The 12093-nt window shown below is 65.0% G+C and carries 13 protein-coding genes, 1 tRNA gene and 3 pseudogenes; 10 read left to right on the top strand and 7 right to left on the bottom strand.

Annotated features, from left to right (window positions below; all coding sequences use genetic code 11):
* The first annotated feature begins 92 nt into the window (after positions 1 to 92).
* The 3 genes from Y900_RS11465 (at position 93) to Y900_RS11455 (ending at position 1188) form a co-directional block, all read left to right on the top strand.
* On the top strand, positions 93 to 611 hold the full coding sequence (locus Y900_RS11465; RefSeq protein ID WP_036341938.1) for a tRNA adenosine deaminase-associated protein: 519 nt from the start codon (positions 93 to 95) through the stop codon (positions 609 to 611).
* Positions 608 to 1069, top strand: coding sequence for a nucleoside deaminase (locus Y900_RS11460; protein WP_192827501.1), 462 nt, complete (start codon positions 608 to 610; stop codon positions 1067 to 1069). The genes Y900_RS11465 and Y900_RS11460 overlap by 4 nt, the downstream gene beginning before the upstream one ends.
* A gap of 28 nt (positions 1070 to 1097) precedes the next feature.
* Positions 1098 to 1188: transfer RNA gene (locus Y900_RS11455), tRNA-Ser, on the top strand.
* A gap of 209 nt (positions 1189 to 1397) precedes the next feature.
* On the opposite strand, the gene Y900_RS11450 is transcribed toward Y900_RS11455, so the two are convergent.
* Positions 1398 to 2387, bottom strand: a complete 990-nt coding sequence (locus tag Y900_RS11450) for an MBL fold metallo-hydrolase (RefSeq protein ID WP_036341937.1) — start codon at positions 2385 to 2387, stop codon at positions 1398 to 1400.
* 53 nt (positions 2388 to 2440) lie between these two features.
* On the bottom strand, positions 2441 to 2599 hold the full coding sequence (locus Y900_RS32380; RefSeq protein WP_157838247.1) for a hypothetical protein: 159 nt from the start codon (positions 2597 to 2599) through the stop codon (positions 2441 to 2443).
* A gap of 233 nt (positions 2600 to 2832) precedes the next feature.
* Between Y900_RS32380 and Y900_RS32375 the strand changes: the two genes are divergently transcribed.
* The 4 genes from Y900_RS32375 to Y900_RS11430 all read left to right on the top strand — a co-directional run bounded on the left by Y900_RS32375 (position 2833) and on the right by Y900_RS11430 (position 5581).
* Positions 2833 to 3006: a hypothetical protein gene (locus Y900_RS32375; RefSeq protein ID WP_157838246.1), complete on the top strand. Its 174-nt coding sequence runs from the start codon at positions 2833 to 2835 to the stop codon at positions 3004 to 3006.
* Positions 3007 to 3193: 187 nt separating this feature from the next.
* Positions 3194 to 3631, top strand: a complete 438-nt coding sequence (locus Y900_RS11440) for a hypothetical protein (protein WP_109751058.1) — start codon at positions 3194 to 3196, stop codon at positions 3629 to 3631.
* Positions 3632 to 3747: 116 nt separating this feature from the next.
* Positions 3748 to 4041 carry a hypothetical protein gene (locus Y900_RS30235; RefSeq protein WP_051660007.1) on the top strand — a complete coding sequence of 98 codons (294 nt, stop codon included), beginning with the start codon at positions 3748 to 3750 and terminating at the stop codon, positions 4039 to 4041.
* 178 nt (positions 4042 to 4219) lie between these two features.
* On the top strand, positions 4220 to 5581 hold the full coding sequence (locus Y900_RS11430; protein ID WP_036341935.1) for a WS/DGAT/MGAT family O-acyltransferase: 1362 nt from the start codon (positions 4220 to 4222) through the stop codon (positions 5579 to 5581).
* 55 nt (positions 5582 to 5636) lie between these two features.
* On the opposite strand, the gene Y900_RS11425 is transcribed toward Y900_RS11430, so the two are convergent.
* Positions 5637 to 6146, bottom strand: coding sequence for a lipoprotein LpqH (locus tag Y900_RS11425; RefSeq protein WP_036341934.1), 510 nt, complete (start codon positions 6144 to 6146; stop codon positions 5637 to 5639).
* Positions 6147 to 6329: 183 nt separating this feature from the next.
* On the opposite strand from Y900_RS11425, the pseudogene Y900_RS33010 reads away from it, so the two are divergent.
* From Y900_RS33010 to Y900_RS11410, 3 genes and pseudogenes are all read left to right on the top strand, one after another.
* Positions 6330 to 6586: pseudogene (locus tag Y900_RS33010) on the top strand (haloalkane dehalogenase); the annotation flags it as partial.
* 86 nt (positions 6587 to 6672) lie between these two features.
* Entirely contained in the window at positions 6673 to 7905 is a 1233-nt protein-coding gene (tgt, locus tag Y900_RS11415; RefSeq protein ID WP_036341932.1) for a tRNA guanosine(34) transglycosylase Tgt, read from the top strand.
* A 16-nt stretch (positions 7906 to 7921) separates the two neighbouring features.
* A complete protein-coding gene (locus Y900_RS11410; protein ID WP_036341931.1) occupies positions 7922 to 9142 on the top strand; it encodes a cytochrome P450 in 1221 nt (406 codons plus the stop codon).
* Between the two features lie 2 nt (positions 9143 to 9144).
* Here Y900_RS11410 and Y900_RS11405 read toward each other — a convergent pair whose 3' ends face one another.
* From Y900_RS11405 to gluQRS, 4 genes and pseudogenes are all read right to left on the bottom strand, one after another.
* A complete protein-coding gene (locus Y900_RS11405; RefSeq protein WP_036341930.1) occupies positions 9145 to 10518 on the bottom strand; it encodes a flavin monoamine oxidase family protein in 1374 nt (457 codons plus the stop codon).
* 29 nt (positions 10519 to 10547) lie between these two features.
* Positions 10548 to 11103 (bottom strand): annotated as a pseudogene (locus Y900_RS11400) (amino acid ABC transporter ATP-binding protein); the annotation flags it as partial.
* Between the two features lies 1 nt (position 11104).
* Positions 11105 to 11200, bottom strand: a pseudogene (locus tag Y900_RS33005) (amino acid ABC transporter permease); the annotation flags it as partial.
* Complete coding sequence (gluQRS, locus tag Y900_RS11395) at positions 11164 to 12069, bottom strand: tRNA glutamyl-Q(34) synthetase GluQRS (RefSeq protein WP_036341929.1); 906 nt, start codon at positions 12067 to 12069, stop codon at positions 11164 to 11166. The gene gluQRS and the pseudogene Y900_RS33005, both read right to left, overlap by 37 nt.
* Positions 12070 to 12093 lie beyond the last annotated feature (24 nt).

Raw genomic sequence — 12093 nt, 5'->3', positions numbered from 1 at the left:
GTCTTCGTCACACGTCCAGGTTGACACATCCAAACCGCACCGCAGATGGGTACCTGGTCAAAAGGCCTGATCAGCGACTAGCGTATGCGCCCATGGAAGCACAGCGAGCCCAGAACAGCCCCGGGTCGGAGGCCCCGGACGGCTTCGGGGTCGCCGTGGTTCGCGAAGACGGCAAGTGGCGTTGCTCGGCAATGAGCGCAAAGGTTTTGACCAGCCTGACTGCCGCCGAAACGGAGTTGCGAGAATTGCGCAGCGCCGGCGCGGTGTTCGGGCTGCTGGACATCGACGACGAGTTCTTCTTGATCGTGCGGCCGGCGCCGTCCGGTACCCGGCTGCTGTTGTCGGACGCCACAGCGGCGTTGGATTACGACATTGCTGCCGAAGCGCTGGAGACTCTGGACGCCGACATTTCGCCGGAAGATCTCGAAGATGCCGACCCCTTTGAAGAGGGTGACCTCGGCGTCCTGGCCGATATCGGGCTGCCCGAGCCGGTGCTGAGCGTGATTCTCGACGAGACCGATCTGTACGCCGACGAACAACTCGGCCGGATCGCGCGGGAGATGGGTTTCGCCGACGAGCTGTCAGCAGTGCTCGACCGCCTCGATCGGTGATCGCCGACGAACTTCTGGTGCGCGCGGCCCTCGACGCCGCCGGACTGGCCGGGTCCGAGGATGTGCCGATCGGTGCGGTGGTCTTCGGCCCGGACGGCACCGAGTTGGCCCGGGCAGCCAATGCGCGCGAGAAGCTGGGTGACCCGACCGCCCACGCCGAGATCTTGGCGCTGCGGGCGGCGGCCCAGGTGTACGGCGACGGCTGGCGGCTGGCGGGGACGACCCTGGCGGTGACCGTCGAGCCGTGCACGATGTGCGCGGGCGCGCTGGTGATGGCCCGGGTGGCGCGCGTGGTGTTCGGCGCGTGGGAGCCCAAAACCGGTGCGGCGGGCTCACTTTGGGACGTGGTGCGCGACCGGCGGCTGACGCATCGGCCGGAGGTGCGCGGGGGAGTGCTCGCCGAGGAGTGCGCCGCACTATTGGAGGGCTTTTTTGCTCGTCAGCGCGATTTGGGTTAGCCCGCCCGCGACACGTAAGCTCTTCGGCGGTGGCGTGTCCGAGCGGCCTAAGGAGCACGCCTCGAAAGCGTGTGACGGGTAACCCCCGTCCGAGGGTTCAAATCCCTCCGCCACCGCCATAAACCCTGAACCGCGTGAGGTTCAGGGTTTTCTTTGCGGATGGCGCAGGGCGGCCGTGGGAGACTTTTCGTTCTCCGTGCGGGCCCCGAGAACATGTCGCGGCAGGCTGACCAAGTCTTCCTCGTCATCAATCGGTCGATGATGATCTGCGGCCTCTGCTGTCACAGCGAACGGCGCAGCCCGGCGCCTCGAAAATGAGCATTGTCCGTCAGGGCGCTTGGAAGTGATAGCTTGTTCCGACCGCGGATTGGCTGACGTGGTCACCGTAGGCCTCGGCGAGGGCGTGTACCGCTCGCCAGCCGGTGCAGTGGCCGGCAATGATGTGTCCAATGTCGAAGGGGGCTAACCCCGCGACTGTTTGGGGGATGACCCGCTCCATGACCCCGCCGAGATGCAGACCACCCATGACGGCGTGAATTGGAATGTCGGGGAACAGTCGGTGGGCTTCGGTACACACGTTGACGATGCCAGCGTGGGAGCAGGCACTGAAGATGACTAGTCCTAGATCGCGAACGTGTGCGATGAGCATCCGCTCGTCGAGCAAAAGGGGATCGGGCCGCCAATCACCAGTCGCGTCGTCGGGTCGGCATAGGTGATCGACGCGCCCTTTCTCAAACGCGGTCACTCGAGGGATCTCACCGCTGTAGTAGAGCTGTCCGTCCAGCAACAGGCGGGCTTCACCGTTGTTGACAACGGTCGCCCCGTGCTCGCGCATCTCGGCCTCACTGGGCACGGCTGCGACGGGAATGGTCTGGCCGTTGGAGAGTCGAATGCCGCGTTTGACGAACATCCCCGGATTGACATGCACCACAACGGATCCCCGCGACATGATGATCTTGTCGATGGCTGCGATCAAGGCGCCCATGTGATCCCAGTGTCCGTGGCTGATTGCGATCTCCTCGACTATCCCAAGGTCGAGGTGGAGATTTTCGCAGTTGCGGACAAAGGCCGCGGGCTCAGTGCCGGCGTCAAACAGGATCGCCCGTTCATCGTCGGCGATCCTGGACCGCAACCGCAGACCGTAGCCGAGATTGGCGACCAATAGGGACTCGCCGGCGATGGTCTTGGTGCCGCCTTTGACTACGTTGTCGAATTCTGATGCCGCGAAAGGGGTTTTGGTCACGTAGGTGTCGCTGACGTTGTCGCTGATCACCTCGACCGTCAATGCGTCCAGCTCTCGAAGGCTATCGAGTGTCATTGCCAAAGCCTCCTGCCGGTTGCGGGGTCCGTGCAATCCGCTGCCAGGGATGGTCAGCGGCGCTCGACGTTGCTTACCTGCGGCGGCGGTGCCAAGCCTGCTCGTTCGAAGTCCTCGCGACGCACCTCATCGTCGAGACTGGCGGCATCCTGCGCCGCAAGCTGCGGGATGCCACATTGCACACGCAGATCTGTGATTTGCTCGCCGGCCACCGACCAGCGAGCACCGCACCTACCTCACTAGGAGCCGCCGTGAGGAACATCGGACTCCCATCCCCGAAGGCCATGTCGGAGCAGACCGCTTGGCACGAATATAGTGCAGCCGCCACCCAAAAGCATCGACTGAGCCGCAGTGGCGTGCGGCGGCGAACACATCCGACGGCGTTGGGTTCGACTGAAACAATCACATCGAAACCGCCTGTAACACTCGATGACTGGCGGTGGACATGGCCGGTGTGCTGCGGATGCAGATCGAGGAAACGGTCACGACGGCCCAATCGCCCGCGAACCGGGCCTATAACCTAGGCAGGGAACTTAACCAAGGCAGGGAACTCGAGTACGTCGCGCGCGATTGGAGCGAACTGGCGGCGGCGTGGATCGGCAAGTGGGGTCGCATATGAGGCTGCCTGGGATGACTGGGATGAGGACGCCTAGGTGGTGACGGCTGTGCTGCAAGAGCATTCGAGGTTGCTGGTCCATCGTCACCCTCAAGGGGGAAGACCTAGGAGTGACCTGGCAGGCCGACGGCTGATGCCTGTTTTGCTGAATCGCCAGCAAACCTTGCGCCCTTCGGTCAAGGTAGTAAGCATGGCGAAAGATCTGCGGGGTTGGGTGTCTGTCGGGGCGACGACCGTTTGCGTCGTCGGCTTGTTCCTCGGTGCACCGGGTGCAGCGGCTGACGATTCGGTCTGCACATCGGTGGGCCAGTACTGCGGCTTCTACTCGCCCTCGCGCAACATCAGTTGTGAGATCAACACCGGCGGCCGCGTCGGCGAGGACGGCGTGTACTGCCAGACCGACAGTCCGCCCCAGTCGGTCACGCTGAACAAAGACGGCACGTTCAAGTCGTGTACCGGCGTGAGCTGCCTTGGGGACGCCGCGCAGGGGATCCCGACGCTCGCCTACGGAAAGACGATGACGCTCGGGCAATTCAAGTGCCTCTCCGAAGAGAGCGGGGTCAGCTGCACTGCGGCGGGCGGTCGCGGATTCACGATCTCCAGAAGTGGCATCGGTACGGCCGGCTGACACCGCACCGCCTGCGCTATGGCTGTGAATAGCGCCCGACGCGTCGCGATTCCCAGGAACCTCACCTACCCTGGCGCTTTGAGGATTCAATGTTGTATGCCAGGGGGTTTGAGACCATGACGACCGCTTCGACCAGCACCCGACGATTGCTGTATGCCGCAATCGGATTGGCGATCGCGGCCGCCCCGGCCGTCGCGGTGTTCGCCATCGCCGAGCCCGCGCCGCGGCTGGCGGCTCAGTGTTCGGACTCCGACACCGAGGACAGCTTCTCGATGAACTGTGCCCCGACGCTCATTCCCGACACCAGCGATCAGCTCACCGAGGCCGAAGTGGCCGAGCCGGGCTTCAACGGCGGCAACCACAGCGGTGGCGGCGGTGGGGGCGGTGGGGGCGGCGGCGGACACCGCTGACCGAGCGGCGCCCGACCCGAATCCGTTGTGCGGTTTCATCCGCGACACTCCGGCTCGGGCGTATCAGCTCGCACACTCGCGGCGGCCACCGCTGACCCGGGTGCGACGTCGCGGCGAAATCCGTGTGGCAAACCGGTGTAATGGGCACACGGGTTAGACATCTAAGCGGAGGTCATCGATGGAGCTGATTTCACCGACCGACTCGATGTTCTTGCTGGCCGAGTCCCGAGAACATCCCATGCATGTCGGTGGCCTGCAGCTGTTCGAGCCGCCCGAGGGCATGGGCCCGGAGTTCCTGGCCGAGATCTACAACGATCTGCTCACTTACCAGGACGTGCAGCCGACGTTCCGCAAGCATCCCGGTGCGTTCTTCGGCGGCATCGCGCCCCTGACCTGGTCTTTCGACCGGGACATCGATCTCGAATACCACCTGCGCCGCTCGGCGCTGCCCCAGCCGGGCCGGGTTCGTGAACTCCTCGAGCTGACCTCGCGTCTGCACGGCAGTCTGCTCGATCGGCACCGGCCGCTGTGGGAGACCCATCTGGTCGAGGGCCTCAAAGACGGTCGGGTAGCCGTCTACACCAAGGTCCACCACTCGTTGCTCGACGGTGTCTCGGCGATGAAGCTGACCCGGCGCACCCTCTCGACCGATCCGCTGGACGACGAGATCCGGGCGCCGTGGACCATCGGGCCGCGCGCACGCAACAAAGACAAGGGCCGCGGGTCGCCGCTGGGCGGGCTGAGACGAGCCGCCGGATCACTCGCGGGGCTGGCCCCCTCGGCGGTGACCATCGCCCGAGCCGCCCTCCTCGAGCAGCAGCTGACCCTGCCGTTCGAAGCGCCCAAGACGATGTTCAACGTCCCGATCGGTGGGGCTCGTCGCGTGGCCGCGCAGTCCTGGCCGGTCAAACGGATCATCGCGATCAAGGACGCCGCCGGTGTGACCGTCAACGACGTCATCCTGGCGATGTGTGCCGGTGCTCTGCGGGCCTATCTGATCGAGCAGGACGCCCTGCCCGACAAACCGCTGATCGCTATGGTTCCGGTCAATCTGCGCGACGAGGACGATCAGTCCAGTGGCGGCAACCAGGTCGGCGCCATCCTGTGCAACCTGGCCACCGATGAGAGTGACCCGGCCAAGCGCCTGGCGGCGATCAACGCGTCGATCAGCGGCAACAAAGAGGTGTTCTTGCAGCTGCCCAAGTTCCAGCAGCTGGCCTTGTCGGCGTTCAACATGGCGCCGCTGGCGCTGACCCTGCTGCCGGCGCTGGCCGCCGCGGCAGCACCCCCGTTCAACATTGTGATCTCCAACGTGCCCGGCGCCCGTGAGCCGCTGTACTGGCATGGCGCCCGCCTGGACGGCAACTATCCGTTGTCGATCGCGCTCGACGGCCAAGCGCTCAACATCACGATGTCCAACAACGCCGACAACCTCGACTTCGGCTTGGTCGGCTGCCGGCGCAGCATTCCGCATCTGCAGCGGCTGCTCACCCAGCTCGAGGACTCGCTGGCCGGGCTCGAAAAGGCGGTCGGGGTCTAGCTGAACGAAAGCGGCGGCGACCCCTCGGGGCGCCGCCGCTTCGTCCGGCGTGCCGCTACGGGCAGGTGACCTGAATTTCGAACGGCTTGGTGACCGGCTGCATCGGGTTGGCCATGTCGACGCCCGTCGCAGTTCCGCTGATCTTGTACGTGTTGCCGTCTTTGGTGGCGGTGGCATTCGCCCCACCGGGCACACCCGCGGTGTAACCCAGCGTGACGCCGTTGACGTTGCCCAGGCCGACGGACTGCACCGAAGATGCATCCGCGGACAGGACGGCGGCGATACCGGTGGTCGCCTCGCCGATCGCAATGTTGAGGTTGCCGCCGGCCGTCGCGCAGACGACCTGACCCTGGACGTTTTGCGCCTGACCGTCGATCGTCACCTTGGCGCTCCCGGCACCGGCGGTCGCGCTGGGGGATCCCGCCGCACTCGTCGTCGTCACAGCCGCGGATGTCGTCGCCTTTGCGGTCGTCGTCGACGTTGATTTGTTGTTGTTCGAACAACCTGACAATCCGGCCACCAGGACCGCGGCACCGGCAACGGTCACCACCAAGCCACGTTTCACTGATTTCTCCTTATGTAAGTGATCCATCGACGTTGACGGACCATTGGAGAAAATTATGGTGCGCCGACTCCGGGTGATGGCACAAATGGACAAAAAGCTCATCTGCCAGTCAAGTAGCCGGAATTTCCCCCAGCATCAGGGCAAATGGCGGGCCGTGCAGGCAAAGTCGGTGTCTTCACGTTCATTCAGACATTGCGCACACCCGGCGAGCGATTCGCTGAAATTCCGAATTTCCCTTATGCACCGCACTATTGCGAGCTCGACGATGACGAGGGTGGACGTCTGCGAGTGGTCTGGATCGACGAAGGCCCGGAGCACGCAGATCCAATTCTGTTGTTGCATGGCGAACCGACGTGGTCGTTTCCGTACCGCACGATGATCCCGGTGCTCATTGCCCGGGGCATCGGGTCATCTGTCCGGACCTGGAGGGTTTCGGGCGTTGGGCCGGGCACTTCATCCAGGAGGATGCGGGCCGGCCACATCGTGCGGTTCCTGGCGTAAGGCGACGCGCTGGTTAGATGTCGACGTGCCCTTCTTCACCGTCGACGCGGAGTTGCCCGGCCGGCGAGGACGCAGCGGGGTGATCCACACCCCTCACGGCGATATTCAGACCCCGGCGTTCGTCGCCGTCGGCACCAAGGCCACCGTGAAGGCGGTGCTCCCCGAGACGATGCGCGAGCTGGGTGCACAGGCCGTTCTGGCCAACGCCTACCACCTGTACCTTCAGCCCGGCCCCGACATCGTCGACGAGGCGGGTGGTCTGGGCGCGTTCATGAACTGGCCCGGGCCGACGTTCACGGACAGTGGCGGTTTCCAGGTTCTGTCGCTGGGGGCCGGGTTCCGCAAAGTTCTGTCGATGGACGCCAACCGGGTACAGGCCGACGACGTGATCGCCGAGGGCAAGCAGCGGCTGGCGCATGTCGACGACGACGGCGTGACGTTCATTTCGCATCTCGACGGCTCGACGCACCGGTTCACACCGGAGGTGTCGATGCAGATTCAGCACAAGATCGGTGCGGACATCATCTTCGCCTTCGACGAGCTGACGACTTTGGTGAATACCCGTGGCTACCAAGAGGAGTCGGTTGCGCGTACGCAAGCGTGGGCGGTGCGCTGCATCGCTGAGCACCGCAGGCTGACCGCCGACCGTCCGGAGCGGCCGGCGCAGGCGTTGTTCGGGGTGGTTCAGGGCGCACAGTATGAGGACTTGCGACGTCAGGCATCGCGTGACCTGGCCGGCATCGTCGATTCCGAGGGCCGCGGGTTCGATGGTTACGGCATCGGTGGAGCGCTGGAAAAGCAGAACCTGGCGACGATCGTCGGGTGGTGCGTCGACGAGTTGCCCGACGACAAGCCCCGTCACCTGCTCGGCATCAGTGAGCCCGACGACCTCTTCGCCGCGATCGCTGCCGGCGCAGACACCTTCGACTGCGTGTCGCCGTCGCGAGTGGCGCGCAATGCGGCGATCTACTCGCCGACCGGCCGGTTCAACATCACCGGCGCACGCTACCGGCGGGATTTCACCCCGATCGACGGCGACTGCGACTGCTACACCTGCGCCAACTACACCCGTGCCTACCTACACCACCTTTTCAAGGCCAAGGAGATCCTGTCCGCCACGCTGTGCACGATTCACAATGAGCGGTTCATCATCCGCCTGGTCGACCAGATCCGCGCCGCGATCGTGGCGGGTGAGTTCGACGAGCTTCGCGAGGACGTCCTCGGCAGCTACTACGGCCATTCGACGCGTGCACAATAGCGTGCACAATAGGTGGATGACTGCTGCCACCGAGCCGCAAGAGCTGCTGGTAAAACTGCTCGACCCCGCCAACCGGCCCAACCCATACCCGGTCTACCGGCAGATCCTCGACCGCAGCCCGATGCTGATTCCCGAGTCCACCCTGCACGTGATGTCCAGCTTCGCCGACTGCGACGAGGTACTGCGCCACCCCGACTCGTGCAGTGACCGGCTTAAATCAACCGCCGCGCAGCGGGCCGTCGAAGCCGGTGAGCAGCCCCGGCCGTTCGGCACCCCCGGCTTTCTGTTCCTCGACCCACCTGATCACACCCGGTTGCGCAAACTGGTCAGCAAGGCCTTCTCGCCGCGAGTGGTCAAAGCGCTGGAGCCTGACATCACCACCATGGTCGACGACCTGCTCGACAAGGCCGCCCAGACAAGTGAATTCGACGCCATCGAGCAGCTGGCTCACCCGCTGCCGGTAGCGGTAATTTGTCGGCTGCTCGGCGTGCCCATCGAGGATGAGGCGCAGTTCAGTTCGGCATCAACGGTTTTGGCGCAGGGACTCGACCCGTTCGCCACGTTCACCGGTGAGCCCCAGGGTCTGGAAGAACGTCTGAAGGCCGGAATGTGGCTGCGCGGCTACCTGCGCGATCTGCTGGAGCGCCGCCGCGCGGCGCCGCGCGACGACTTGATGTCGGGCCTGATCGCCGTGGAGGAATCTGGTGACCAGCTCACCGAAGAGGAGATCGTCGCGACCTGCAACCTGCTGCTGATCGCGGGCCACGAGACGACGGTCAATCTGATCGCCAATGCCATCCTGGCGATGTTGCGACACCGCGAGCACTGGACGGCGTTGAGTGCCGATCGGGACCTGGCCCCAAACATCATCGAGGAGACCCTGCGCTACGACCCACCGGTGCAGCTGGTCAGCCGGGTGGCCGGCGCCGACATGCAAATCGGTGAGACACGAATCCCCAAGGGCGACATCATGATGCTGTTGTTGGCGGCAGCGCATCGGGATCCGGAATTGACCGAGCGGCCCAACGACTTCGACCCGACCCGAAACCCGATCCGCCACCTGGCATTCGGGCACGGACCGCACTTCTGCCTCGGTGCGCCGCTGGCCCGAATGGAGGCTGCGGTTGCGCTGACCGCGGTGACCCGACGTTTCCCGCACGCCCGGCTGGCCGCTGAGCCGATCTATAAGCCGCATGTCACGCTGCGCGGCATGGCCCGCCTCGACGTCGCCGTCTGAACTCAGTCGGTCAGCGCGACAACAACTTCCCGGGCGGCCCGCTCACCGGCGTCGACTGCCCCCTCCATGTAGGCGCTCCAGTACGTCGCGGTATCGGTTGATGCCCAATGGATCACGCCGATGGGTGCGGACAGGGCCGGACCGTAGGCCGTCCACACATGCGGGCCCAGGTTGGCGTTGTAGCACCCGCGGGTCCACTGCCGGTCCGACCACTCGCCGTCGACGTAGAACTCGGGGTGGGCAGCTTTGCCGCCGTAGTGCCGCACCAGCTCGGCGGTGAGAGCGGCACGGCGGTCTTCTTCGGGGAGGCGGCCGAAGGAGCGGGCCTGTTCGCCCTCGAGGAACATCAGGATCACCCCGTGATTGTCACCGGGGATGCAGGTGTCGTTGGACATCCGGGCCGGGCCGACGTCGGAGATCAGCTGGCCATTGAATCCGTCAGTACGCCAGAACGGTTCGTCGTAGACAAAGAACGCCTTCATGGCGGACCCATTGGGCACACGCTGCGTGAGCTGATCGCGCATACCGGGAAGCGGTGGGTCGTACATGATCCGGCCGGCAAGGGTCGGCGAGATGGCGACGATCACACGGCGGCCGCGGGCGATCAACCCACCGCGGCAGTGCACGGTCACACTGTCGGCGGAGTGCTCGATCAGCTGGACGGGAACCTTCAGCATGATGCGGTCGGCGATCAGCGCGGCCAGCCGTCGCGGGATCTCGACTGTGCCGCCGACGAACCGGGTGGTCTGTGCGCCTCCTTCGGATTCGGCGAACAGCTCCGAGGTCACTCCGCAGGTCTGAATGGTGAACAGCAGGTGCAGGAACGACACCTCGGCAGTCGGCACCGCGAGAATCCCAACCGTACAGATCTCGAGCAAAGTGCGGGCCACCTGTGACAGTCCCTGGGCGTCGTACCATGCGCCCGCGGTGATGGAATCCCATTGCGCCGCTTCGGGTGCCGACCACGGGGCGTCGACGGGCACCTCGGTGGCGAGCTCGTCCAGCCGACGCAGCACCCGCTCGAGCTCGGCCAGCTCTTCGGCGAAGCGCGCATGGAATTCGCTCTCGCGCAACACTCCCGACCCGACGAGATCGTAGGACGTCTCACCGTCGTCGAACTGCGGGTAGGTCTCGACGCCGAGTTCGGCGGCCAGCCGGAACATCCTCTCATGGGTGTCACCGATCCACTGGGCGCCGAGTTCGACGGGCACGCCCGGGATGACCTCCTCAGTCAGGATGCGACCGCCGACGCGCTCGTCGGCCTCCAGGACCACCGGTGTCAGCCCGGCCGCCAGCACGGTGCGGGCGGCGATCATTCCGGAAAGCCCGGCCCCGACAATGACGACGTCCGCGTCGATCTGCGTCTGCTTCGGCATCTGGACACTGTGGCACAGAGGCGGTCTGGCTACAGAGGATTGAGGACCCGCTCCAGGAACTGGCGGGTTCGGACTTCTTTCGGATTGCCGAGCACCTCGTCAGGCGGTCCTTGTTCGAGGATGACACCGCCATCGGTGAACAAGACCTGATTGGAAACCTGTCTGGCGAATTGGATTTCGTGGGTGACGATCACCATCGTCCAGCCCTCGACGGCCAGTTCTTTGATCACCGAGAGCACCTCGCCGACCAGCTCGGGATCCAGCGCCGATGTCGGTTCGTCGAACAACACCAGTTTGGGCTTGAGCGCCAGTGCTCTGGCGATCCCGACCCGCTGCTGCTGTCCGCCGGACAATTGGTAGGGGTACTGGTCGCGTTTGTCTGCCAGCCCGACCTGATCGAGAAGCGTGACCGCGTCGGCGATCGCCTCCTCTTTCGGTCGCTTCTGCACGATCACCGGTTCTTCGATGATGTTCTGCAGCACCGTCTTGTGCGGAAACAGGTTGTGACCCTGAAACAAAGCCGCTTCGTGACTGGAACCTGCGTACTTCGGATTTGGTTGTCGGCGTGGCGAAGTCGATCTCGACACAGCGCGAAGAATTCGAAGGTCGGCGCTGCCGCCACCTGTGCGGTGCGCAGCAGTTCGGTCACCAGGATGGTCGATGCGAGTGAGGTGGTTGATATACCCACGGCTCGCGGGGCAACCTGGCCGGGTCGAAATGACGCAGCAGTTCGGTCATGTCCGACGACGGCCAGCCCAGCGATTCGGTGATCAAGGCGAACGTTCTGGCCACTCCGAGCTCGGCCAGCGTGACGTCACCGTCGCGTTTGGCCAGCCGTTTGCCTTCGAGGTTGAGGACCAGCGGAACGTGGGCGTACTCCGGTTGCGGGTTGCCGAGAAGCCCGGCCAGGTAGGCCTGGCGCGGGGCGGACGCCAGCAGGTCGTCGCCGCGGACCACCTGGTCGATACCGGAGTGCGCGTCGTCGACCACGACGGCCAAATTGTAGGCCGGCACCCCGTCACCACGGCGCAGCACGAAGTCGTCGACCACCCCGGTGTAGCGGCCGTGGATGACGTCGGTGACCGTGAATTCACGGGCTTCGGCGCGCAGCCGCAGCGCGGGCGGTCGCCCCGTCTCGCGTTTGGCGGCCCGCTCGGCGACAGACAGGTCACGGCAGGTGCCCGGGTAGGCGCCTTCCGGGGCGTGCGGCGCGCGCGGCGCGCTGAGGATATCTTTTCTGCTGCAATAGCATTCGTACACCAGGTCGCGCTGCACCAACCCGGCGATCGCTGTGTCGTAGCGTTCGCGCTGCCGGGACTGCCATTGCGGTTCACCGTCCCATGTGACGCCGATAGCCGCCAGATCATCGAGCTGACGCTGCGCCACGTCGTCGTGTGTGCGGTCGTCGAGGTCTTCGACGCGCATCAGGAAGCTGCGGCCTGTCGAGCGGGCGAACAGCCACGCCAGCATTGCGGTGCGCAGGTTGCCGATGTGCAGGTCGGCGGAGGGGCTGGGAGCGAACCGGCCTGCGCCCGGCGTTGGGCGAGTCACGCCCGCAATCTAGCTCAGGGTGTT

The organism is Mycolicibacterium aromaticivorans JS19b1 = JCM 16368, assembly GCF_000559085.1.
Taxonomy (GTDB): Bacteria; Actinomycetota; Actinomycetes; order Mycobacteriales; family Mycobacteriaceae; genus Mycobacterium; species Mycobacterium aromaticivorans.
The sequence above is the reverse complement of the archived record's forward strand: the minus strand, read 5'-3'. Positions and strand labels throughout refer to the sequence as shown.

What these genes read in the sequence shown, in the direction of transcription:
- Y900_RS11440 (WP_109751058.1), top strand. Translation starts at nt 3,194, where the DNA reads ATGGCGAAAGATCTGCGGGGTTGGGTGTCTGTCGGGGCGACGACCGTT.
- Y900_RS11405 (WP_036341930.1), bottom strand. Translation starts at nt 10,518, where the DNA reads ATGCCGAAGCAGACGCAGATCGACGCGGACGTCGTCATTGTCGGGGCC.
- Y900_RS11465 (WP_036341938.1), top strand. Translation starts at nt 93, where the DNA reads ATGGAAGCACAGCGAGCCCAGAACAGCCCCGGGTCGGAGGCCCCGGAC.
- Y900_RS32375 (WP_157838246.1), top strand. Translation starts at nt 2,833, where the DNA reads ATGGCCGGTGTGCTGCGGATGCAGATCGAGGAAACGGTCACGACGGCC.
- Y900_RS11410 (WP_036341931.1), top strand. Translation starts at nt 7,922, where the DNA reads ATGACTGCTGCCACCGAGCCGCAAGAGCTGCTGGTAAAACTGCTCGAC.
- Y900_RS30235 (WP_051660007.1), top strand. Translation starts at nt 3,748, where the DNA reads ATGACGACCGCTTCGACCAGCACCCGACGATTGCTGTATGCCGCAATC.
- Y900_RS11430 (WP_036341935.1), top strand. Translation starts at nt 4,220, where the DNA reads ATGGAGCTGATTTCACCGACCGACTCGATGTTCTTGCTGGCCGAGTCC.
- Y900_RS11450 (WP_036341937.1), bottom strand. Translation starts at nt 2,387, where the DNA reads ATGACACTCGATAGCCTTCGAGAGCTGGACGCATTGACGGTCGAGGTG.